The 22,196-nt window shown below is 73.2% G+C and carries 18 protein-coding genes; 6 read left to right on the forward strand and 12 right to left on the reverse strand.

Translation table 11 applies throughout. The features are described 5' to 3' along the window. The first annotated feature begins 244 nt into the window (after positions 1–244). Complete coding sequence (locus tag ACFXG1_RS16155) at positions 245–532, forward strand: hypothetical protein (protein ID WP_384717763.1); 288 nt, start codon at positions 245–247, stop codon at positions 530–532. 122 nt (positions 533–654) lie between these two features. Further along, positions 655–2,145: a S41 family peptidase gene (locus ACFXG1_RS16160; RefSeq protein ID WP_384717766.1), complete on the forward strand. Its 1,491-nt coding sequence runs from the start codon at positions 655–657 to the stop codon at positions 2,143–2,145. Positions 2,146–2,314: 169 nt separating this feature from the next. On the opposite strand, the gene ACFXG1_RS16165 is transcribed toward ACFXG1_RS16160, so the two are convergent. From ACFXG1_RS16165 to ACFXG1_RS16210, 10 genes are all read right to left on the reverse strand, one after another. After that, positions 2,315–6,181: a multifunctional oxoglutarate decarboxylase/oxoglutarate dehydrogenase thiamine pyrophosphate-binding subunit/dihydrolipoyllysine-residue succinyltransferase subunit gene (locus ACFXG1_RS16165; protein WP_384743019.1), complete on the reverse strand. Its 3,867-nt coding sequence runs from the start codon at positions 6,179–6,181 to the stop codon at positions 2,315–2,317. A gap of 344 nt (positions 6,182–6,525) precedes the next feature. After that, on the reverse strand, positions 6,526–7,695 hold the full coding sequence (locus ACFXG1_RS16170) for an ATP-binding protein (protein ID WP_384716731.1): 1,170 nt from the start codon (positions 7,693–7,695) through the stop codon (positions 6,526–6,528). Then, the gene (locus tag ACFXG1_RS16175) at positions 7,692–8,432 is read right to left on the reverse strand and encodes a response regulator transcription factor (protein ID WP_384743022.1); all 741 of its coding nucleotides are present in this window, start codon (positions 8,430–8,432) and stop codon (positions 7,692–7,694) included. Before ACFXG1_RS16175 ends, ACFXG1_RS16170 begins: the two co-directional genes overlap by 4 nt. Positions 8,433–8,523: 91 nt before the next feature. After that, complete coding sequence (locus ACFXG1_RS16180; protein ID WP_384716725.1) at positions 8,524–9,219, reverse strand: spermidine synthase; 696 nt, start codon at positions 9,217–9,219, stop codon at positions 8,524–8,526. A gap of 209 nt (positions 9,220–9,428) precedes the next feature. Next, a complete protein-coding gene (locus ACFXG1_RS16185; protein WP_384716722.1) occupies positions 9,429–10,097 on the reverse strand; it encodes a hypothetical protein in 669 nt (222 codons plus the stop codon). Further along, complete coding sequence (locus ACFXG1_RS16190; protein WP_384716719.1) at positions 10,094–11,452, reverse strand: hypothetical protein; 1,359 nt, start codon at positions 11,450–11,452, stop codon at positions 10,094–10,096. The genes ACFXG1_RS16185 and ACFXG1_RS16190 overlap by 4 nt, the downstream gene beginning before the upstream one ends. Then, a complete protein-coding gene (locus ACFXG1_RS16195) occupies positions 11,449–12,237 on the reverse strand; it encodes an ATP-binding cassette domain-containing protein (RefSeq protein WP_384716734.1) in 789 nt (262 codons plus the stop codon). The genes ACFXG1_RS16190 and ACFXG1_RS16195 overlap by 4 nt, the downstream gene beginning before the upstream one ends. A 56-nt stretch (positions 12,238–12,293) precedes the next feature. After that, complete coding sequence (locus ACFXG1_RS16200; RefSeq protein ID WP_384743026.1) at positions 12,294–13,358, reverse strand: zf-HC2 domain-containing protein; 1,065 nt, start codon at positions 13,356–13,358, stop codon at positions 12,294–12,296. Beyond that, the gene (locus ACFXG1_RS16205; protein WP_384712628.1) at positions 13,355–13,960 is read right to left on the reverse strand and encodes an RNA polymerase sigma factor; all 606 of its coding nucleotides are present in this window, start codon (positions 13,958–13,960) and stop codon (positions 13,355–13,357) included. Before ACFXG1_RS16205 ends, ACFXG1_RS16200 begins: the two co-directional genes overlap by 4 nt. Positions 13,961–14,022: 62 nt before the next feature. Further along, on the reverse strand, positions 14,023–14,526 hold the full coding sequence (locus tag ACFXG1_RS16210) for a YfbM family protein (RefSeq protein WP_384712626.1): 504 nt from the start codon (positions 14,524–14,526) through the stop codon (positions 14,023–14,025). A 111-nt stretch (positions 14,527–14,637) separates the two neighbouring features. Here ACFXG1_RS16210 and ACFXG1_RS16215 point away from each other — a divergent pair, with 111 nt between their 5' ends. The 3 genes from ACFXG1_RS16215 (at position 14,638) to ACFXG1_RS16225 (ending at position 19,491) form a co-directional block, all read left to right on the forward strand. Then, a complete protein-coding gene (locus ACFXG1_RS16215; protein ID WP_384743030.1) occupies positions 14,638–15,669 on the forward strand; it encodes a hypothetical protein in 1,032 nt (343 codons plus the stop codon). A 147-nt stretch (positions 15,670–15,816) separates the two neighbouring features. Next, a complete protein-coding gene (lon, locus tag ACFXG1_RS16220) occupies positions 15,817–18,225 on the forward strand; it encodes an endopeptidase La (protein ID WP_384743033.1) in 2,409 nt (802 codons plus the stop codon). Positions 18,226–18,666: 441 nt separating this feature from the next. Next, on the forward strand, positions 18,667–19,491 hold the full coding sequence (locus ACFXG1_RS16225) for a pentapeptide repeat-containing protein (protein WP_384712618.1): 825 nt from the start codon (positions 18,667–18,669) through the stop codon (positions 19,489–19,491). Between the two features lie 44 nt (positions 19,492–19,535). Here ACFXG1_RS16225 and ACFXG1_RS16230 read toward each other — a convergent pair whose 3' ends face one another. Continuing rightward, entirely contained in the window at positions 19,536–20,420 is an 885-nt protein-coding gene (locus ACFXG1_RS16230; protein WP_384712615.1) for a lysozyme, read from the reverse strand. Between the two features lie 235 nt (positions 20,421–20,655). On the opposite strand from ACFXG1_RS16230, the gene ACFXG1_RS16235 reads away from it, so the two are divergent. Continuing rightward, positions 20,656–21,138 carry a MarR family winged helix-turn-helix transcriptional regulator gene (locus ACFXG1_RS16235; RefSeq protein WP_384712612.1) on the forward strand — a complete coding sequence of 161 codons (483 nt, stop codon included), beginning with the start codon at positions 20,656–20,658 and terminating at the stop codon, positions 21,136–21,138. A gap of 37 nt (positions 21,139–21,175) precedes the next feature. On the opposite strand, the gene ACFXG1_RS16240 is transcribed toward ACFXG1_RS16235, so the two are convergent. Then, entirely contained in the window at positions 21,176–21,958 is a 783-nt protein-coding gene (locus ACFXG1_RS16240) for a hypothetical protein (RefSeq protein WP_384712610.1), read from the reverse strand. Positions 21,959–22,196 lie beyond the last annotated feature (238 nt).

Genomic DNA, 22,196 nt, shown 5'->3' on the forward strand with positions numbered 1-22,196 from the left:
TTCTGAGACTTGCATGGTGCGAAAATCCAGGCTGATGACGGACCCTCAGCAGCCCTCCCCGACCGGTCGGCCGGACGTGGACGACGTCGAAGCGCACGCCCGTCCGAAGTGCGAAGCCCAGCCCGGCTCGCCGTGCCGCCCGCGCCCGCCGGGCGCGCCGCCGACGGGCTGCTCGCCGGGATCGACGCGACGAGCGGTACGCCGCCGGCGGAAGCCGGTCGCACCGGGACTCGGTGATCGCCGCGTGGACGGAGGCCCTGCCGCTGCTGCCCCGGCACGACCCGGCCGGGCCGGGGTCCTCACCCGCCTCGGCCGGCGCCTCGTCGAACGCGGCGTCGACAAGGACGAGCCCGGCGACATCCGGACCGCCGTACGGCATCTGCGGGGCGCCGACGACGTCCTCGCCGGGCTGGTGGCCGCGGAACGCGACCGCGTACACCGCCTGTCCAGGATGCCCGGAGCCCGCGCGGCCGAGGAGTCCCGCGCCCTGGAGGACCTCCTCCGGCCGATGTGGCCGCCGACCCCTAGGTGAGCCCCGACTCGCCCCGTACGACCGAGGGTTGACGAGGTCGGTACCCCGAGGTGGACGCGGTGCCCGCGACGGTGTCGGAAGGATGGCCGACGACCGATCATGGGAGGAACACAGTGAGACCAATGCAGTCCGCCGCGTCCGGCTCCGGGCCCCGCCGGGGCCGGCGCCCGCTGTCCCGGCGCGGAATCCTCGTCGCCGCCGGGACCGCACTCGCCCTCGCGGGCTCCCTCTCCACCGCCACCGCGGCCCCCGGCCCCGGCGCGGTCCCGCGACCCGGAGGAACCCCGTCCGGGGCCGCCACGGTGGAAGGCTTCTGGCGGATGGACGGCTACGGGACCGTCGTCTCCGTGCGGGGCCGGGACATCCAGTTCTGGGACACCACCGCGGTGAGCTGCCTGCCCGGACTCGCCGCCAGGAGCGGGGGAGCTACGGGCCCCGGCGGCGCCGTGCGCTTCGACGCCGAGGAGTTCTCCCTGACGGTGACGCCCCGGGCGGGCGACCGCGCGGGGCTGCGCGTCCACGGCTCCCTGGGCACCCGCCAACTGCGCCGGATCGCCGCACTGCCGGCGCGCTGCGAACAGCCCCCGCCCACCGGTCCTGTGGCCACCTTCGACGTCTTCTGGCAGACCTTCGAGGAGAACTACGCCTTCTTCGAGCGCCGGGGCGTCGACTGGGACGAGGCGCGTGCCCGGTACCGGCCGCGGGTGCACGCGGGCACCACCCAGGAGGAACTGTTCGACATCCTCTCCGCGATGACCGCGCCCCTCCAGGACGCCCATGTCGCCCTTCAGGCCACCGACCTGGGCCGCTTCTCCTCCGGGCAGCGCGCCGGGACCGTCGACCCCGACGAGGCGTACGACGCGCGGGTCCGCGCCTTCGTCGAACGACGGAACCTCGGCGGTACGGCGCTGGAGAGCCATGCCCAGGGCGCCATCGGCTACGCCGAACTCCCCGGCGGAATCGGCTATCTGCGGATCAGCCGCTTCGGGGGGTACACACCCGGCTCCTCCACCACCGAGGCCGACGCCGCCGAACTCGACCGGGTACTCGACAGCATCGTCACCCGGGCCCGCACCAGCGGTCCCGCCGCCTGGCGCGGACTCGTCGTGGACGTCCGGGTCAACCAGGGCGGCAGCGACGAGCTGGGCCTGCGGATCGCGTCCCGGCTGACCGACCGCGGCTACCCGGCCTACCGCAAGGAGGCCAGGAACGACCCCCGCGACGACACCCGCTTCACGCCCCGGTACACCGCCCGGGTCGCCCCGGCGCAGGGAGTGCCGCGCTACACGGGACCGGTCGCCGTCCTCACCTCGGGAGCCACCGTCAGCGCCGGTGAGACCTTTGTGAAGGCCCTCGCCGAGCGCCCGTCGCCGACGACGCTGATCGGCGAGCCCACGCAGGGAGCCCTCTCCGACATCCTGCTCAGGTCCCTCCCCAACGGCTGGCGCTTCGGCCTCTCCAACGAGCGGTACACCACGCCGCGCGGCAACACCCACGAGGGCCCGGGGGTGCCGCCGCACATCACCGTCCCGGTCTTCACCCCGGAGGAGTTCGCCGCGGACCGCGACTCGGCCTTCGACCGCGCGGTGGGCTTGCTCAAGACCCGCCGCTAGGCTGCGCCGCTTCCGGGAGCCTCTGCCCGGTGGTTCGCCCGCGGCCCGGTCCGTGGCTTGTCGCGCAGTTCCTCGCGCCCCCGGGTGCTCCCCCTGTCCGTGCATGACGAAGGCCCGGCGCCTCCGTGAGGAGGCGCCGGGCTCTCGGGTTACCCCTAGCGGGAGGCGGCTACGCGTCGAAGACCTCTTCGACCAGCTGGGCCTGCTCCGCCTGGTGGCGCTTGGCGGAGCCCACCGCGGGCGACGAGCCGTGCGGGCGGGAGATCCGCCGCAGCCGCTCCCCGTGGGGGACGTCCGCGCCGACCGCCAGGTCCAGGTGGTCGATCAGGTTGAGCGCGATGAACGGCCACGCGCCCTGGTTCGCCGGCTCCTCCTGCGCCCACAGGTACTTCTCGGCGTTCGGGAACTTGGCGATCTCGGCCTGGAGCTCCGCGCCCGGCAGCGGGTACAGCCGCTCCAGACGGATGATCGCGGTGTCCGTGACGCCCCGCTTCTTCCGCTCCGCGTCGAGGTCGTAGTAGACCTTGCCGGAGGTGAAGACGACCTTGCGGACCGCCGCCGGGTCGACGGACTCGTCCCCGATGACCGGGCGGAACCCGCCGGTGAGGAACTCCTCCGTCTTCGACTGCGCGGCCTTCAGACGCAGCATCGACTTCGGGGTGAAGACGATCAGCGGCTTGTGGTGCGGGTTGTGCACCTGCCACCGCAGCAGATGGAAGTAGTTCGACGGCAGCGTCGGCATGGCGACCGTCATGTTGTTCTGCGCGCACATCTGGAGGAAGCGCTCGGGGCGGGCGGACGAGTGGTCCGGGCCCTGGCCCTCGTAGCCGTGCGGCAGCAGCAGGGTGACGCCGGAGGTCTGGCCCCACTTCTGCTCGGCGGAGGAGATGAACTCGTCGACGACGGTCTGCGCGCCGTTGACGAAGTCGCCGAACTGCGCCTCCCACATGACCAGCGACTCGGGCCGGGCCAGGGAGTAGCCGTACTCGAAGCCCATCGCCGCGTACTCGCTGAGCAGGGAGTCGTAGACGTTGTACCGGGCCTGCTCCTCGGTCAGGTAGAGCAGCGGGGTGTAGTCCTCGTTGGTCTCCTGGTCGACCAGGACCGCGTGGCGCTGGCCGAAGGTGCCGCGCCGGGTGTCCTGGCCGGAGAGCCGGACCGGGGTGCCCTCCATCAGCAGGGAGCCGATGGCCAGCGTCTCGCCCATGCCCCAGTCGATGGTGCCGTCCTCGACGGATGCGGCCCGGCGCTGGAGCTGCGGCAGCAGCCGCGGGTGGACGGTGGTGGTGTCCGGGATGTTGACCTGGGACTCGGCGATCCGCTTGACGACCTCCTGGGACACCGCGGTGGTCACGGCGACCGGGAATTCGGCCTGCGGGTCCGGGACCAGGGTCGGCGCCGGGTGGCTGGTGGCCTCGCGGACCTCCGCGAACACCTTCTCCAGCTGACCCTGGAAGTCCTGAAGCGCCTGCTCGGCCTCTTCGAGGGTGATGTCGCCGCGGCCGATCAGGGACTCGGTGTACAGCTTGCGCACCGAGCGCTTCTTGTCGATCAGGGCGACCATCTGCGGGTTGGTGAACTGCGGGTTGTCGCCCTCGTTGTGACCGCGGCGGCGGTAGCAGATGAGGTCGATGACGACGTCCTTGTTGAACGTCTGGCGGAACTCGAAGGCCAGCCGGGCGACCCGGACGCACGCCTCGGGGTCGTCCCCGTTGACGTGGAAGATCGGCGCCTCGATCATCCGCGCGACATCGGTCGCGTACATCGAGGAACGCGACGACTCCGGCGCGGCCGTGAAGCCGACCTGGTTGTTGATGACGACGTGGACGGTGCCGCCGGTGCGGTAGCCCCGCAGCTGCGACATGTTCAGCGTCTCGGCGACGACGCCCTGGCCCGCGAAGGCAGCATCGCCGTGGAGGGCGACCGGCAGCACGGTGAAGTCGGTGCCGCCCTTGTTGATCACGTCCTGCTTGGCGCGGGCGACGCCTTCGAGTACGGGGTCGACCGCCTCCAGGTGGGAGGGGTTGGCGACCAGGGAGACCTTGATCTGCTCGCCGTCGAGGCCGGTGAAGGTGCCCTCGGCGCCCAGGTGGTACTTGACGTCGCCGGAGCCGTGCATCGACTTCGGGTCCAGGTTGCCCTCGAACTCGCGGAAGATCTGGGCGTACGACTTGCCCACGATGTTGGCGAGGACGTTGAGCCGCCCGCGGTGGGCCATACCGATGACGACCTCGTCGAGGCGGGCCTCGGCGGCGGAGTCGATGACCGCGTCCAGCAGCGGGATGACGGACTCGCCGCCCTCCAGGGAGAACCGCTTCTGGCCGACGTACTTCGTCTGCAGGAAGGTCTCGAAGGCCTCGGCGGCGTTCAGCCGGCGCAGGATCCGCAGCTGCTCCTCGCGCTCCGGCTTGGAGTGCGGGCGCTCGACCCGGTCCTGGATCCACTTGCGCTGCTTGGGGTCCTGGATGTGCATGAACTCGATGCCGGTGGTGCGGCAGTACGAGTCGCGGAGCACACCGAGGACCTCGCGGAGCTTCATCAGGGTCTTGCCCGCGAAGCCGCCGACGGCGAACTCCCGCTCCAGGTCCCACAGGGTGAGCCCGTGCTCGGTGATGTCGAGGTCGGGGTGCTTGCGCTGGCGGTACTCCAGCGGGTCGGTGTCGGCCATGACATGGCCGCGGACCCGGTAGGAGTGGATCAGCTCGAAGACCCGGGCGGCCTTGGTGACGTCGTCGTCGTGGGAGGCGTCGATGTCCTTGAGCCAGCGCACCGGCTCGTAGGGGATCCGCAGCGCCTCGAAGATCCCGTCGTAGAAGCCGTTCTCGCCGAGGAGGGAGTTGGCCACGACGCGCAGGAACTCGCCGGACGCGGCGCCCTGGATGACCCGGTGGTCATAGGTCGAGGTCAGGGTCATGACCTTGGCGATGCCCAGCTTGTTCAGGGTGTCCTGGGAGGTGCCCTGGAACTCGGCGGGGTAGTCCATGGAGCCGACGCCCATGATCACCGACTGGCCGGGCATCAGCCGGGGCACGGAGTGGACCGTGCCGAGGCCGCCGGGGTTGGTGAGGGAGACGGTGACTCCGGTGAAGTCGTCCATCGTCAGCTTGTTGCTGCGGGCGCGGCGGACGATGTCCTCGTACGCCTGCCAGAACTCGAAGAAGTCGAGCGTCTCGGCCTTCTTGATCGCGGCGACGACGAGCTGGCGGTCCCCGTTCGGCTTCACCAGGTCGATGGCGAGGCCGAAGTTGACGTGCTCGGGCTTGACGAGGGTCGGCTTGCCGTCCTTCTCCGCGAACGACCAGTTCATCGACGGCATGGCCTTGAGGGCCTGCACCATGGCGTAGCCGATGAGGTGGGTGAAGGAGACCTTCCCGCCCCGGGCGCGCTTGAGGTGGTTGTTGATGACGATGCGGTTGTCGAAGAGCAGCTTCACCGGGACGGCGCGCACGGACGTCGCCGTGGGCACCTCCAGGGACGCGTTCATGTTCTTCGCCACCGCGGCCGAGGGGCCGCGCAGGGTGATCAGCTCGGGACCGTCCGAGGACCCGGCCGCCGGGGCGGCCTTCGCCGCGGGCGCGGCGGCGGGCTTCGCCGCGGCCGGAGCCGCAGCCGGAGCCGCGGCCGGAGCCGGGGTCGCGGCCGGGCTCGCAGCCGCGGCGGGCGCGGCGGGCGCGGCCTTCGCCGGAGCGGGTGCCGCGGCAGGGGCGGGCGTCGCGGCGGCCTGGGGGGCCGGAGCGGCGGGAGCCGTCTGCTGGGCGGCGGGCGCGGGGGCGGGGACCGCGGCCTGGGCCGGCGCGGCCTTCGCCGGAGCGGCCGCGGCGGCGTCCGCCGGGGCCTCGGCGGTGTTCTTCCCACCGGGCTTGTAGTCGGCGAAGAAGTCCCACCAGGCGCGGTCTACCGAATCGCGATCCTGGAGGTACTGCTGGTAGATCTCGTCGACGAGCCACTCATTGGCACCGAAGGCGGCCGCGGGGCCCTGGCCCTGCGTGCCTTGGTCGGCCGAAAAACTGGCGTTACTGGGGGACTGAGACGACACGGCGGCAACCGCCCTCTTCCGCTTCACAAGGTGATGGACAGCGGAAATAAAGGCTACGCCTCCTGAGGCCTCAGATGCAGGCCGGGTCGGTCATCGTCGCGTAAGTCACATCGAAACCCGGGTTTCATTGCGAGGAATGGCGGGAAACAACCACAGTTTGCCCATGCCTGGCCCGGCCCGGACCTCGGCCGGACCATGGCCGGGGAGATACCGGCCCACCGGCCGGAGGACCCCGCCGGGAGCGGGGAAACGGCTTCGGGCACCGGTCCGGACGGGTGACGGCCGCCACTGGATGGCATGGCCCTTGTCACGTACACGCACTCCGGCGCCGGGGGATTCGAACCCTACGTCAACTGACGGTGTACCGGAATTCCCGGAAGGGTGACCCGGATCCGGCAGCCCCGGGTGGATTCGGCCACTCCGATCCGCCCGCCGTGGAGATCGACCGCCCAGCGGGCGATGGCGAGGCCGAGCCCTGTACCGCCGTCGCTGCCCTTGCCGTGCGGAGCCGTGACCTCGCCCCGGTTGAACCGTTCGAAGACCCGGTGCCGCTCCTGCTCCGGGATCCCCGGACCCTCGTCGATCACCTCCAGGTCCAGCGACTCCGGCTGCTGCCCGCGCCGGGCCAGGACCGTGACCCGGCCGTGCGGCGGGGAGTGCCGCACCGCGTTGTCGATCAGGTTCGCCACCACCTGGTGCAGCCGCTCGGTGTCCGCGTACGCCGTCAGCTCCGGCGGCGAGACGTCGAGATGCAGATGGACGTCGGTCCGGGTGTGCCGGCCGGAGCCGGAGGCGAGCCCCCGGTGCGAGCCCGCCAGATTGGCCTCCTTCAGCACCCCCGACAGATACGGCCACACCTCGAAGCGGTGCGCCCGCAGCGGTACGACCCCGTTGTCGAGCCGGGACAGGTCCAGCAGCGTCTCCACCAGCCTGCCCAGCCGCTCGGTCTGCGTCAGCGCCGTCCGCATGGTCTCCGGATCGGCGGCCGACACCCCGTCCACCACGTTCTCCAGCACCGCCCGCAGCGCCGCGATCGGGGTCCGCAGCTCGTGCGACACATTGGCCACCAGCTCCTTGCGGTGCCGGTGCTCCGCCTCCAGGTCGTCCGCCATGCGGTTGATCGTGGAGGCGAGGTCGCCCAGCTCGTCACGGCGGTCGGCGCCCCGCACCCGGCGGGTGTAATCGCCGTGGGATATCCCCTTGGCGACCCGGGTCATCTCGTCCAGCGGCGCCGTCAGGCCGTGGGCGAAGAACTGGGTGATCAACAGCGTCGCGATGATCGAGAAGACCGTGATGAACCGCAACTCGGTCGAGGTCTTCAGGGCGACCAGCAGCAGACCCGTGGTGATGAAGACCGAGACCACGACCAGCGTGCCGAGCTTGGTCTTGATCGAGATGGGGACCGTACGGCGGCGCCGGGCCGCGCCCCCCGCGCCGGACCCGGGCGCCCGGCCGGGCCGGGGCCCTTCGTGGACCCCGCCCCGCCCGCCGCCCGTCCCGGTGCCCCGCCTCATGGGGCGGGCGTCTCCAGCGCGTAGCCGACGCCGTGGACCGTACGGATCCGCTCCGCGCCGATCTTCCGGCGCAGCGCCTTGATGTGGCTGTCCACCGTCCGGGTCCCGGACGCGTCGGCCCAGTCCCACACCTCGGCGAGCAGCTGCTCCCGGGAGAGCACCGCGCGCGGTGTGTTCGCCAGGCAGACCAGCAGATCGAACTCGGTCGGCGTCAGATGGACGTCGTCACCCCGGACCCGGACCCGGCGCTGGGCGTGGTCGATCTCCAGCTCGCCCAGGCGCAGGATGCCGCTGCGCGGAGTGACCGCCGCCAGCGCCGCCCGCTCCACCCGGCGCAGCAGGACGTGCACCCGGGCCGCCAGCTCGCGCATGGAGAACGGCTTGGTCATGTAGTCGTCGGCGCCGACCCCCAGACCGACCAGCATGTCGGTCTCGTCGTCGCGGGCCGTGAGCATCAGCACCGGGACCGGGCGCTGTGCCTGGACCCGGCGGCAGACCTCCAGACCGTCGAAGCCGGGCAGCATCACGTCCAGCACCATCAGGTCGGGCTGCCAGGCGTCCGCCGCGTCGACGGCCGCCGGGCCGTCGGCGGCGGTCTGTACCAGGAAACCCTCGGCCCTGAGCCGGGCGGCGATGGCGTCCACGATCGTCGAGTCGTCCTCGACGACCAGCACCCGTCGCTGCGCGCCGGGCGTGGCCGCGCCGCCTGCTTGGGTGGTGGTCTGTGTCTGTTCCATCGCCCGCCCCTGTAAGCGCTCTCGGGAGATTCACGCTCATTGTCGATCCGGTGTGTGGTTCAGCAGACTAAAGGCAGTGTCCGCGTCCCGGCTACGCAGGGCGAACGGCGAGGTGGACCACGTCCGGTACGCCCCGGGCAACCTGGATCTCTTCGGTTCTTACCCCGCTGAACCCGGCATTCCGCAATGCCGTGTCGAAGTCGGCGGACGGCTGGGCCGACCAGACCGCCAGCACCCCGCCCGGGGTCAACCGGGCCCGGCAGAGGGCGAGTCCGGCGGGGGCGTAGAGTCCGGAGTTGTCGTCCGTGACGGTCCAGTCGGGACCGTTGTCGATATCCAGACACAAGGCGTCATAGCGCTCGTCGGTATCCCGGAGATGGGTCAGCAGATCCGTGCGGAGGATCACGCTCCGGGGGTCGGCGAGCGCCGGTCCCGAGACGGCGCCGAGCGGCCCGGTCAGATGCCAGTCGACGATGGCCGCCTCGCGTTCGACGACGGCGATCCGGCCCCAGCGGGCGTCGGCGGCGGCGTGTGCGAGGGAGAAGCCGACACCCAGTCCGCCGATCAGCAGGGCGGGTCGCTTTTCGGACGTTCTCACCGGTGCGCGGCGGATATCGGCGGTGAGGGTTTCGAACGCCGCGTCGACGAGCCGCCGTTCGGACCGGCCGTCCGAGGTGTCCATCAGGAAGCATCCGTTGGCGATGATCTCGTGGTGATGGCCCCGCCGTCGCAGGACGACTTCGCCGTACGGGCCGTCGCGGCGGTCCAGGGTGACGGGTAGGGACATACAACCTCCGGTGTGCTGGGGGCGGACCGGGTCATCGTCGCCCGCGGGACGGGAATGTGCGAACGATTTCGGCCATGTACGGTGCCTTTGCCGGGCGGCGCCGGATTTTTCCGGGCGGTACGGCGCCGGAGCCGTACGGGAGCCTTACCGCCCGGCCGGGGCGGTAAGGCCGGTCCGCCCCGGCCGGTCGTCCCGGTCAGTCGTTCCGGTCAGCCGTCCCGGCGGCGCGAGCCCAGGAGGGCCCAGGCCGCGGTCCCGGTGGCGAACAGCGTCACGGCCGTCGCCCACGCGCCGGTCTGCGGGCCGGGCTGGACCGCCCAGCCCCACACCCCGGCGGCCCCGGTGTGCGCCTCGTCGGCCGGGATCAGGACGAAGTACGCCACCGCGCTGTAGAGCGCTGTCGGCAGCCAACTCGGCCCGGCCCCCGCGACCACCGCCGTCAGGAGCGTGAGCCCGACACCGCCCAGCAGATTGCGGATCGCCGCCGGGGAGCCGTAGACGTCGGGGCTCCCGGTCAGGGCCAGGGCGAGTCCGGCGGCGGCGAGCCCGGTGGCCCCGGCGACGTGCAGCAGCCGCGGCCACCACCAGGGCCGGGCGGCGGCCCGGTCCAGTTCGGCGCTCGGTGTGTGCAGGCCCGTGCCGACGACCGCGGCGGCGACCACCGGCGCCAGCAGGGTCAGCGGCAGCCGGTTCGCCGGGTCCACGACACCGTGCTCCCGGACGAGCCGGGGCTCCGCCCACGCGGTGACCAGGAGCGTCACCGCGAGGGCCGCGAACGCGACGGGCAGCCCGCGGGAGCGGCCGTACAGCAGGACGGGGGAGAGCGCCCGGCGCCGTACCGAAGGCGGTATGCGCGCGGGAGGGGTCCGGGTGGTCATGGCGCGGGCACCTTCCCGGGGGTGGCGCACGCGTCCACCGCGAGCCGCCGGGCCAGATAGCCGCGCGACTCGGCGGGCGTCATGGCCTCCAGCCGGGCGAGATGGCGCCGCGCGTCCGGGGTGACGGACCAGGACCACCGCTGTTCGTACGGGGCCAGCCACTGCCCCACCGCGTTGTCGATCTCCGCCGACCGCCGCCAGTCGGCGTCCGGGGCGTCGGTCTCCCGGGTGTCGCAGTGCCCCAGGAAGCTGTCCACGGCCCACCGGGCATACCCCTCCGGGTCCGTGAGCCGCCCCCGGAACACCTGGAGCACGGGGTCCGGGAGATGTGCCTCGCCCGCCGCCAACGCCGTATCCGGTTTGTCGACCCAGCGGACCGGTGCTCCGGGCACACCCCGCAGCCTGTCGTGCGCCTCGCCCAGCGCGGCGGCGATCTGCGGCCTCAGCCCGGCGTGCCGCGCCTCCACACAGATCCGTGGGGTGCCGTCGTCGCAAACCAGCCGGGTCAGCGCCGGGTCGGGGCGCCACAGGCCCTCCCCGGTGTCGGCCAGTACGGCCGCGCCGCAGACGGCGGCGGCCAGCGGGACGATCGCGAAGGCCCGGCGGCGGGCCGCGTACAGCAGCAGGGTGAAGGCGGCGAGTCCGCCGGTCCACAGCACGGACGCGGGGGTGTACCACCAGACCGGCTCAAGCCTTCCGAACGGGCCCTGGTCCGCCGGGTTGAGCAGGGACGCGACGCTCTTCCGGGCGCCGACGTCGTAGACGGGCAGCGTCAGCAGGATCCATGTGCCGATGCCCACCAGGGGCGGGGCGAGCCGATGGCCGACCAGCCGTCCGGCGACGAACCCGAGGACGCTCAGGGAGCCGATCGCGACGGTGTCGGCGACGGCCACCGAGATGTACGGGCCACCGGCGCTCGCGTACGGGGCGGTCGCCAGGATCACCGCGAGCAGCCCGGTGAGCTGGGCGGCGACCGGCCACAGGACGACCGGCGCGACCGCGACGAGGGCCTGTCGCAGCGGGCTTCGGGCCGAGGAGGCCCGAAGGCCGAGCATGTTGCGGCGCCGCTCCCGGCCGCCCTGCCAGCAGCCGGCCGCCGCCGCGATCGCGCCGCCTATGTGGACGCTCCCCACCCGCAGCAGCACGGCCCCTTCCGACCAGTACGTCTGCCAGTCGGTTCCCGGGTCCGCCTTCTCGTACAGCACGGCCGCGACGGCGATCGCCACGGCCGCGCCCGCCCACGGCCCGACCCCGCGCAGCAGCTCGGCGCGGAGGGGATGATCGCGCCGGACCCGCGGCCGGGGGCGCCGCGGTGGTCCGGGGCGCGGCGGCGCGGGGGTGTCCACAGTCGTCATGGGCTCGGCTCCGGAGTCGGGGAAGGGGTGGGCGGGACGGCGGGGGCGTGCGCCGCCCGGTGGGCGCGCAGGGCCGCCGTGTAGCCGCGTTCGATGGCGTTGCCCTCCTCGCCGGGCGCGTCCCGGCCGAGCGCCGCCAGCTCGCCGGGCGTGCCCCGGTAGGCGACGCGGCCCGACTCGACGACGGTGACGCGGGTACAGGCCGCGGCCACGTCCTCCACCAGATGGGTGGATACGATCACCGTCGCCGTCCGGCCCAGCTCCCGCAGCAGCGCCCGGAACTCCACCCGCTGCTCCGGGTCGAGACCCGCGGTCGGCTCGTCGAGCAGCAGCAGCTCGGGCTCGTTCACGATCGCCTGGGCGATACCCACCCGGCGCACCATCCCGCCGGAGAGGGTCTTCAGCCGGGCGTCGATCCGGTCGGCGAGGCCGACGCGCTCCACGGCGTACTCCACGGCGTCCGGGACCCGGTCCGCGGGCAGCTCCTTCAGCCACGCCACGTACGCCACGAACTCCCGGACCGTGAAACCGGGGTAGTAGCCGAACTCCTGCGGGAGATAGCCGAGCCGCCGCCGTACGTCCGTACGGTCGCGGCGGACCGACACATCACGGCCCAGCAGCACGACCCGGCCTTCGGCGGGCGCGGCGACCGTGGCCAGCACCCGGATCAGGGACGTCTTGCCCGCGCCGTTCGGGCCCAGCAGGCCGTGGACGCCGGTACCGAAGTCGAGGTCGACGGCGCGGAGGGCGACCGTACGGCGGTGGCGGACGGTCAGGGCGGCCACGTCGGCGCCGTCGCCGGTCCCGGCGGTGGGCGGACCGAGGCCGTCGGGGCGGATCTTCACACTCTCTCCACGTGATCGAAGGTCGAACGGCGCAGGACCAGCAGCCCGGCGCAGAGCACGGCGGCGGCGGCCCAGCCGCCCTGCGCCGCGGTGCCCAGCAGGGGCGCGAGCCGCTCGCCGTACCGTTCGGGCGCGGTCCCCACGGCGGGCAGCAGGGCGGCGGTGAGCCAGCCGCCCGTCAGCACGGCTGCGGCGACCGGCAGTCCGGTCCAGCTGCCGAGGGCGAGAACGCCCGAGGTCAGCGCCAGGGCGGGGAGCAGCCAGGCCGCCGCGCCGGGGGCGGTGCCGTCGGCGGGGAGCAGCGCGCCCGTCGCCGTCAGCAGCGTCACGCTCACCGCCAGGACCACGGCGGTACGGGTCAGCAGCAGCCGCAGCCCGCCGGAGGGTGTCGCGGCGGCGATCTCGTGCAGCGGGTCGGTGTGCCGGCCGTACGCGACGGCGACCCCGGCGGGCGGCAGCGCGGGCGCGAGGGCGAGCAGCAGGGGGCGGGAGGCGTCGAATCCGGCGCCGTACGACAGGGCCAGCGCGCCCGCGACCACGGCGACGACCGCCCCGAGCCACCCCTTGCCCACGGCGGGCCCGACGCCCCGCGCCAGGAGCGGCCGCCAGCGGGCGACCCGGGGGCTCCGGGGTGGACGCGGCCCGGCGGAGCCCGGGCGCGGGCCGGGCCCCCCGGTTGGCCGGGACGTCCGGGCGCCGGTGCCCGCCGGGGTGCGGTGGGCCGCGGTTCCGGGGGCGGTGTGCTTCCGGGCGCACCGGCCGGTCCGGGATCCGGTCGCCGCCCCGGGCGCGGTGCGTTCACCGGAACCGGCGGGCGCCGCCGCACGGTCCGTGATCCCGGCGAGCAGCGACGCGCGGACCGTCGCCAGCGCCGTGGCCGCCGCCGGTGTGGCGCGTACGGCCGCCGAGACCGCCGTCGCGCACCCGGCGCAGGTCTCGATGTGCTTCTCCACGGCCCAGGCGTCCGGTTCGCGGACGGTGTCGCGGGCGTAGGCGGCGGCGAGCGCGGCGTCGACGTGCCAGCCGTCCGACGGCCGCCCCGGCCTGGTTCCGTCGCTCATGCGGTGCCTCCCAAGGGGTGTGTGCCGGGGGCGATCAGCTCCAGTGCCGCGCGCAGTTCGCGCCGGGCGCGCGACGCGCGGGTCTTGACCGTGCCCTCGGGTATCCCGAGGACCCGGGCCGCCTCACGGGTCGTCAGCCCGTCCACGACCGTGGCCCGCAGCACCTCCCGCAGCTCCGGCGAGATCCGGTCCAGCGCGGCGCCCACGTCCCCGTACTCCAGTCCGGCGAGCACCCGCTCCTCGGCGGACGGCACGGCCGGAGCATCCGTTACGGGAACGGGGACCGGCGGCTCCGTACGGGCCAGGGCCCGCGAGGCGTCCACCAGCCGCCGGGCGGCGATCACCCACAGCCAGCCGCCCGCCTCCCCGCCCCGGTGGGACGCGGCGGAGCGCCAGACCGTGACGAAGGTGTCCTGGAGGACCTCCCGTACGGTCTCGGGATCCCGGCAGCGGCGGGTCAGCCGGGCGTGCAGCCAGCCGGCGTGCCGGTCGTAGAGCACGGCGAGCGCGTCGGCGTCACCGCGCGCGACGGCACGTAACAGGTCGGTGTCGGAGGGGGTGCCGTCCGGCCGCTCCGGGGTCTTCGGGCGTCGTGGTCTCACACCCCTCTATCGCGGGCCGGGCGCCGTCCGGTTCTCGCCGCCACCCGCGGGCCGCCGGGTCGTCAGTCGATCCAGACGACCAAGGCGTGCCCGCGCAGGGCCGTGGCCCGGAAAAAGGCGGCCAGCGGGGGATAGTGGCCGGTGAGGAGTTCGAGGGCGTACGGCTCGGACCACCGCGAGACCGGATAGATCTCCGCCGCCGTGAGATCCCCCGGGGCCACCCCCGCTATCAGCCCGGCGGGACCGAGCACGGCGAACGCGTCCGCGGCGATCCGCACCCGCTCGGGGGAGAGCAGCCGGGGCGGGCCGTACCCCCAGTCGTCGGCGCCCGGTATCTCCTCCTCCCCGTGGACCACGTCGACGGGGAACCCCCTGCGGCGCAACAGGAAGTCGAGGGCGTGCCAGGCCCGGTCCGTGTGGTGGCTGCGGGCGGTCGGCGGCAGCCGCTCGACGTCCGGCTCGGCCTCCAGCAGCCCGTCGACGTACCCCTCGGCCCACTCGGGATCGCGCAGCGCCCGGGCCGACTCGTCGGGCGTGAGGCGGACGTACGTACCGTGCATGCTCATATCCGGAGAGTAGGACAGGGCACTGACAACGCCCGGGGCGCTGTCGGTGGCCGGTCGTACCTTCGTGGTGACGCTTCCCGTCCGACCCGTCGCCGGCCCTCCGGAGTGCCCGTGCCTCAGACCGCCCGTCTTCTCCGTACCGTGCCCGCGCCCCTCCCGTTCACCGGCGCCGGGGACGCCCCCGTGGCGGAGCGGGCGGGTCCGGGCGCGCCTTGGCGGCTGACGCAGCGCTCGGACGCGGAGGTGGTGGTCGTGGACATCGCCCGGGAACCGGGGGCGACCCCCGCCGCCGAGGTCCGCTTCCCGGCGCCTTGGCCGCGCGCCGACGCCTCGTACGCCGTGTCGCCGACCGCCGACCTGGCCGTCTTCGCGGGCCCTGACGCCGTATGGGCCGTGGACCGGGCCGGGGACGCGGTGTGGGAGGTGAGCCACCCCGCCCGGCCCTCGTGGTCGGGCGGCGGATCGGTCGGCTTCGCCGCCGACGGGAAGACCGTCTGGGTCCATGTGGTGGCCGGCGGGAAGGAGGAGTGGCTGGTGGTCGACCCGGCCGACGGCACGGTCCTCGCCCGTGCGGAGACGGGAACCTCCGCCGCCGGCTCCGTCCACGTACCGCACCCGGACCCCGGGCAGATGGGCCTGAGCATCGGGGAGGGGCAGGACGGCGCGCCCCTGCGGTGGGGCCGCTGGAACGGCAGGACGCTCACGGTCGATTCCTACGGCGCCGACGACCTCGTCCTGTTGGCCGTCAGCCCCGGCGGCGGCCTGCTGCTGGCCGTCGACCACGACCAGAACACCGTCACGGTGCACCGCGCCGGGGACGGTTCGGTGGTGGGCGGCGTTCCGGCGGCCGAGGTCCCCGCGCACCCCGACGCCGACCCGGCGGACGAGGCGGACGACCCCGGACCGTGCTTCGACTACGCGGGCGGCTTCGTCGACGAGGACACGGCTCTGGTGGGAACGGTCGAGAGCGACGACGAACATGGAGCGGGCCGCCACTGGCTCCTCGACACGGCCCGGCCGGCGCTGATCGGGCAGCTGCGCTATCCCCTCGCGATATCCGGCTACCCCCAGCCCCTCGGCGACGGCACCTGGTGCACCGCGTCCCCCGAGGAAGGCGTCCTCCACCACTGGACGCGGGCGTAGCCGCCCGGCGGCTGTGCCGGGCCCGGCGGGGCGGTCCGCGCGGTGCGCCCGCGGGCGATCGCTCACGGCGAACAGTGGAGGGGGAACAATGCTCCCTCCCCAAGCATTGAGTCCACATAGCTCAAGTTCACTGCCAAAGGGGAGATCATGGCTGCTGAGTCCGACGCGTTCACACCGTTCACCCTGCCCGTGCTGCCGCTCGACGACGAGGTCGTGCTGCCCGGAATGGTGGTGCCGCTGGATCTGACCGATACCGAAGTACGGGCCGCGGTGGAGGCCGCGCAGGCCGCCGTCCGTTCACGGAGTGGCAGCAAGCCGGAGGTACTGCTTGTTCCCCGGGTGGACGGGACGTACGCCGCGACCGGTGTGCTCGGGACGGTCGAGCAGGTCGGACGGCTCTCCGACGGCGACCCCGGCGCGCTCATCAAGGGCCGCGGCCGGGTGCGGATCGGCGCGGGCACCACCGGCCCCGGCGCGGCCCTCTGGGTGGAGGGCACCCGGGTCGACGAGACGCTGCCCGACCCCCTGCCCGGACAGGTGCTGGAGCAGGCCAAGGAGTACAAGGCCCTCGTCACCGACTGGCTGAAGAAGCGCGGCGCCTGGCAGGTCGTGGACCGCGTCCAGCAGATCGACGACATCTCGCAGCTCGCCGACAACGCCGGCTACTCGCCCTTCCTCACCGTCGCCCAGAAGATCGAACTGCTCGACACCGCCGACCCGGTCGCCCGGCTGCGGCTCGCCACCGAGCAGCTCCGCGAACACCTCGCCGAACAGGACGTCGCCGAGTCCATCGCCAAGGACGTCCAGGAAGGCGTCGACAAGCAGCAGCGGGAGTTCCTGCTGCGCCGCCAGCTCGACGCCGTCCGCAAGGAGCTGCGCGAACTCAACGGCGAGCAGGAAGGCGAGGAGTCCGACGACTACCGGGCCCGCGTGGAGGCCGCCGACCTGCCCGAGAAGGTGCGCGAAGCCGCCCTCAAGGAAGTCGACAAGCTGGAGCGCGCCAGCGACCAGAGCCCCGAGGGCTCCTGGATCCGTACCTGGCTCGACACCGTCCTCGAACTGCCGTGGAACGAGCGCACGGAGGACGCGTACGACATCGCGGGCGCCAAGGACGTCCTCGACGCCGAGCACGCCGGCCTGGAGGACGTGAAGGAGCGGATCACCGAATACCTGGCCGTGCGCAAGCGGCGCGGCGACCGGGGCCTCGGAGTCGTCGGCGGCCGCCGCGGCGGCGCCGTGCTCGCCCTGGTGGGGCCGCCCGGCGTCGGCAAGACCTCGATCGCCGAATCGGTCGCCCACGCCATGGGGCGGAAGTTCGTCCGGGTCGCCCTCGGCGGGGTCCGGGACGAGGCCGAGATCCGCGGCCACCGCCGTACCTACGTCGGCGCCCTGCCCGGCCGGATCGTGCGGGCAGTCAAGGAGGCCGGGTCCATGAACCCCGTCGTCCTCCTCGACGAGATCGACAAGGTCGGGTCCGACTTCCGGGGGGACCCGGCCGCGGCCCTGCTGGAAGTCCTCGACCCGGCACAGAACCACACCTTCCGCGACCACTACCTGGAAGTCGAGCTGGACCTCAGCGACGTCGTCTTCCTGGCCACCGCGAATGTGCTGGAGGCCATCCCCGAGGCGCTGCTCGACCGGATGGAGCTGGTCCGGCTCGACGGCTACACCGAGGACGAGAAGATCGTCATCGCCCGGGACCATCTGCTGCCGCGCCAGCTGGAGCGGGCCGGTCTCGCGGACGGAGAGGTCGTCGTCGACGAGTCGGCGCTGCGGAAGCTGGCGGGCGAGTACACCCGCGAGGCGGGCGTACGGAACCTGGAACGGGCGGTCGCCCGGCTGCTCAGGAAGGTCGCCGCGCAGCACGAGCTGGGCGAGCGGGAGCTGCCGTACACCATCGGAGCGGCAGAGCTGCGCGGGCTGATCGGCCGGCCGCACCACGTGCCCGAGTCCGCGCAGGACCCGGCCGAGCGGCGGACCGCCGTGCCCGGTGTCGCGACCGGGCTCGCCGTGACCGGCGCGGGCGGTGACGTCCTCTACGTCGAGGCGTCCCTCGCCGACCCGGAGACCGGGGCCGCCGGACTGACGCTCACCGGCCAGCTCGGCGACGTGATGAAGGAATCCGCGCAGATCGCACTCTCCTACCTGCGGTCGCACGGCGCGGAGACCGGGCTGCCCGTCGGTGACCTCAAGGAACGCGGGATCCACATCCACTTCCCCGCGGGTGCCGTCCCCAAGGACGGGCCGAGCGCCGGAATCACCATGACCACGGCGCTGGCGTCCCTCCTGTCGGGACGGCTCGTGCGGACGGATGTGGCGATGACGGGCGAGGTGTCCCTGACGGGCCGGGTCCTGCCGATCGGCGGCGTCAAGCAGAAGCTGCTGGCGGCGCACCGGGCGGGCATCACGACCGTGGTGATCCCCAAGCGGAACGAGCCCGACCTGGACGACGTCCCGGCGGAGATCCGCGACACGCTGGAGATCCACACGGTGACGGACGTCGGCCAGGTCCTGGAGGTGGCGCTCAGCCCGGCCAGGGTGGCCGTCGCGGCGTAGTCGCCTCCCGCCGGGTCGCCTCCCGCTGGGGGGTGCGTGAGCCCCGGGGCCCTGGTGCCCCGGGGTCGCGGCGTGTTGTGCGGGGGCTTGGTGTTTCTTGTTGGGTGAGCGTTGCTCCGGGACTCTGCGGGTTGCTTGTGCGGCGCGGGTTGGTCGGTCGACTCAGGGGTTACCTCCTCGCCATCGGCGGAACCCGGGCCCCCGGAAACACTGACCGCTGCACCCCGCCGACGGCTGCGGGGGCAACCCCGCATCCGCCCTCCCCACGCCGACGGACATGCAGCCCTCAGCCCGAGATCTTTCAGGGGCGCGGCACCGGGGATGTTTTTAGGGGCGCGGGGGGCTGCGCGACCAGCCCACCGACGAGTACCCGTGGATGCCGGGCGGGTCCGGCTTTGGGCTCGGGGCAGGGCCCCGGGGCGGCGGGCTGACAATAGGGGGATGCGCACCAGCTCTCCGGGCCCGGCGGCCCGCGGGGACCGGGCGGATTGCGGCAGCTGCTTCGGGCTGTGCTGCGTCGCCCTCCCCTTCATCGCCTCCGCGGACTTCGCCCGCGACAAGGCGTCCGGCGACCCCTGCGGCAATCTCGGCACCGACTTCCGGTGCGGGATCCACGCCCGGCTGCGGAACAGCGGCTACCAGGGGTGCACCGTGTACGACTGCTTCGGCGCCGGGCAGCAGGTGTCGCAGGAGACCTTCGGCGGCCGGGACTGGCGTGCCGCGCCGGAGACCGCGCGGGACATGTTCGACGCCTTCCCCGTCGTACGGCATCTGCGGGAACTGCTGTGGTATCTGACCGACGCGCTGGCCCGGGACGCCGCCCGCCCCCTGCACAAGAAGCTGCGCGCGCTGGTCGCCGAGGTCGAGGCGCTGACCCGGCTCGACCCCGCCGGTCTCGCGCGGGTGGACGTGGGCGCGCAGCGGGAGAAGGTGAACGCCCTGCTGCTGCGGACGAGCGAGCTGGTGCGGGCCCCGGTCCGCGGCCGGAAGAAGGACCGCAGGGGTGCCGATCTGATGGGCGCGCGGCTGCGCGGCGCCGATCTGCGGGGCGTGAGCCTGCGGGGCGCGTATCTGATCGCCGCGGATCTGACGGGCGCCGATCTGCGCGAGGCCGATCTCATCGGCGCGGATCTGCGGGACGCCGAGCTGTCCGGCGCCGATCTGCGCGGGAGTCTCTTCCTCACCCAGATGCAGGTGAACGCGGCGCGCGGCGATACCGCGACCGGGCTCCCCCCGGCTCTCGACCGGCCCGCCCACTGGTCCTGACGCGGCGGTGGCGGTCGGGCTCCCGGGCCCGGACGCGGCGGGGCTCAGCCGTTGGCGAGTGCGACGACCCGGTCCAGCGCCCCGTTGAACTTGTTGTGGTCACCGACGATCGGCCCCGACGAGGTGTACTGCCACATGGTGTAGAAGTCCCAGCCCGCCGGGAGCGTCCCCGGGGTGGTGTTGTAGCGGGCGATCCACAGCGGGTTGTCGGCGCCGAAGCCGCTGTAGTTGCCGGTGCACTGGCTCCACCAGCTGGTCGCCGTGTAGATCACCGGATGGCGCCCGGTCCTGGCCCGGTAGCGGTTGAGGAAGTCCCGGATCCAGCTGACCATCTGGGCCGGGGTCTTGCCGTAACAGGCGGCGCCGTACGGGTTCCACTCGATGTCCAGCGCGCCGGGCAGGGTCTTCCCGTCGCGCGACCAGCCGCCGCCGTTGTCGACGAAGTAGTCGGCCTGGGCCGCGCCCGACGCGGTGTCGGGAGTGGCGAAGTGATACGCGCCGCGGACCATGCCGATGTCGTACGAGCCGTTGTACTGCTGGGCGAAGTAGGGATTCTTGTAGTACGTGCCCTCGGTGGCCTTGACGAAGGCCCAGCGGACGCCGCTGCTCCACAGGGCGGACCAGTTCACGTTGCCCTGGTGGCTGGAGACGTCGACGCCCTCGGTCTGGGCGGCTCTGACGGGGACGGGCAGCCCGCCGCTGCCGTCGTGCTCGACGACTCCTATGCCCATATGGGCGGAGCCGCGCGGCGGGTGGTCCCGCTCGTCCGGCTGCGGGCCCGCGGCGGACGCGGGCAGCGCGGTGGCGGGGGACAGGACGGCGAGGAGCGCGCCGGCGGCGACGGCCCGCGGGTGGCGGGGGCGGCGGGACCGGCGGAATCTGCTCGGTTCGGGGTGGGGAACGGTCGTTCCGGATCTCTGCACGGACATAAGCGTGCCTCCGACTGACCTCGTGGGGGTGGGGGGCGAACTGACGGCACGGCACCGCAATGGAGCAACATGGTGTGGACATGCCACTCATGACGCTACGCACGTAGACCGGTGGCAAGGAAGGCCCGGAAGGTGGTGCCGTTGGTCTACGCCTGCGAAATACTGACCGAACTGCGGAGACGGTCGCCGTCGGCAGAAACTTTCAGGATTCGGAAAGCGTACGAGGGGTGCTGACGTGCACAGAAGCGGTACGGGGAGTGAAGCAGCCCCCAGCGGTGCGAACGGTGTGGACCAGGTATTCCTCGGCCTGGAGCGGGAGTTGGCGGTCTTCCTGCGCCGTGCGCGCGCCCAGTCGGGCGAGATGGCGCGCGAGGTCCACCCCGGTCTGGAGCCCGCCGCCTACGGACTGCTGGTCCGGCTGGAGGACGCCGGGGCGCAGCGCGCGACGGACCTCGCGGCGTACTTCGGGGTCGGCAAGGCGACGATGAGCCGTCAGCTCCGGGCGCTGGAGGACGTCGGCCTGGTGATCCGCGAGCCCGATCCGGCGGACGGCAGGGCGTCACTCGTCCGGCTCACCGCAGAAGGACTCGAGCGGTTCCGCCGGGTGAGGGACGCGCGCCGGGAGCGGTACGTACGGAAGCTGGCGGGCTGGGACCGGGGCGAGGTCGCCGAGCTGGGCCGGCTGCTGCGCCAGCTCAACGAGACCGCGGCGGACTGAAGGGCGGAGGGGTGGGCGGCGGGGCGCGTCGGAGGGCCTAAGGCTCCACGAAGATCGCCGTCGCGTCGTCGTGGAGCTTCCAGCGGACCGGCTCGGCCCGGTCCGCCGTCGCCGTCTCGATCGCCCGGACCCGGTCGATCAGGGACTGCGGGCCCGAGGAGCGCAGCAGTGCCACGCACGCCGCCCAGTCGCCCTCCTTGAACATGTCGGTCCAGCGGGAGGCGCCGTCCGTGAGGGCGGTCAGGGACCGGACCCCGGCCCGCGGGACCCGGCCCGTCACCGCGCGGGCGGCCACCGACGGGTCCGCCGCCGCCGTGAAGAAGCCGCCCTCGGCGTTGCGCAGGGTGTCCGCCGAAGCGTGGGTACGCAGCGCCTCGCGCGGCAGCCGGTCGAGCCGGTCGTCGAGGACCGCCCGTACCTCCCCCGCCGGGGACTCCAGCAGCAGGGTGGAGTCGGAGAGTACGAGGTACTCGACGGCGTCGGCGTCCCAGCGCGCGACGACCACGGTCGCCTGGGGCGTGCGTACGTGAGAAAGGTCACAGGTTTGGCGGTGGGCGTCGGCGGTGCGGCGGATTGCCGCGGAGAGGATTTCGGTCAGTGTCAGATCGCGGCGCGCCGTGGCGAGTTCGAGCAGGGTGCCGCCGAGCCGGCTGGTGAACCACGGCACACCGTGCAGACAGCCGTCGTCACCTCGGGGCGGGGTGACTCCGTCCAGTGCCACCAGGGATCCCCCCTGGCCCGAAGCGGGCAGCGCCAGCGACGCCCAGTCCTCGTTGGGCCGTTCGGCGGAGCCGGGGGACGTGGCGAGTTCCATACGCATGATCCCCAGTCTGCACGACCCGCCCGAGGAACCCTCGTACCTCCGGTTTCTGCCCGTACGGGCAGGTCAGGACCGCTTACCGAGGGATACACCGGGTTATCGCTCGATTGCGGGCGGGCATCCTGCCAAAGCCGGACCGGAAGATCCAGTCAGTCTGGCGGAATCTTTCATTCCGGTGCCTCTGAGGAGTTGTTCGCCAACTCCCTGGTGATGTTCACTCGTTCAGGTGGCGGAGCGG

The sequence above is a fragment of the Streptomyces sp. NPDC059248 genome (assembly GCF_042753905.1).
Taxonomy (GTDB): domain Bacteria; phylum Actinomycetota; class Actinomycetes; order Streptomycetales; family Streptomycetaceae; genus Streptomyces.

What these genes read in the sequence shown, in the direction of transcription:
- ACFXG1_RS16160 (WP_384717766.1), top strand. Translation starts at nt 655, where the DNA reads ATGCAGTCCGCCGCGTCCGGCTCCGGGCCCCGCCGGGGCCGGCGCCCG.
- ACFXG1_RS16170 (WP_384716731.1), bottom strand. Translation starts at nt 7,695, where the DNA reads ATGAGGCGGGGCACCGGGACGGGCGGCGGGCGGGGCGGGGTCCACGAA.
- ACFXG1_RS16175 (WP_384743022.1), bottom strand. Translation starts at nt 8,432, where the DNA reads ATGGAACAGACACAGACCACCACCCAAGCAGGCGGCGCGGCCACGCCC.
- ACFXG1_RS16180 (WP_384716725.1), bottom strand. Translation starts at nt 9,219, where the DNA reads ATGTCCCTACCCGTCACCCTGGACCGCCGCGACGGCCCGTACGGCGAA.
- ACFXG1_RS16185 (WP_384716722.1), bottom strand. Translation starts at nt 10,097, where the DNA reads ATGACCACCCGGACCCCTCCCGCGCGCATACCGCCTTCGGTACGGCGC.
- ACFXG1_RS16190 (WP_384716719.1), bottom strand. Translation starts at nt 11,452, where the DNA reads ATGACGACTGTGGACACCCCCGCGCCGCCGCGCCCCGGACCACCGCGG.
- ACFXG1_RS16200 (WP_384743026.1), bottom strand. Translation starts at nt 13,358, where the DNA reads ATGAGCGACGGAACCAGGCCGGGGCGGCCGTCGGACGGCTGGCACGTC.
- ACFXG1_RS16210 (WP_384712626.1), bottom strand. Translation starts at nt 14,526, where the DNA reads ATGAGCATGCACGGTACGTACGTCCGCCTCACGCCCGACGAGTCGGCC.
- lon (WP_384743033.1), top strand. Translation starts at nt 15,817, where the DNA reads ATGGCTGCTGAGTCCGACGCGTTCACACCGTTCACCCTGCCCGTGCTG.
- ACFXG1_RS16225 (WP_384712618.1), top strand. Translation starts at nt 18,667, where the DNA reads ATGCGCACCAGCTCTCCGGGCCCGGCGGCCCGCGGGGACCGGGCGGAT.
- ACFXG1_RS16230 (WP_384712615.1), bottom strand. Translation starts at nt 20,420, where the DNA reads ATGTCCGTGCAGAGATCCGGAACGACCGTTCCCCACCCCGAACCGAGC.
- ACFXG1_RS16240 (WP_384712610.1), bottom strand. Translation starts at nt 21,958, where the DNA reads ATGCGTATGGAACTCGCCACGTCCCCCGGCTCCGCCGAACGGCCCAAC.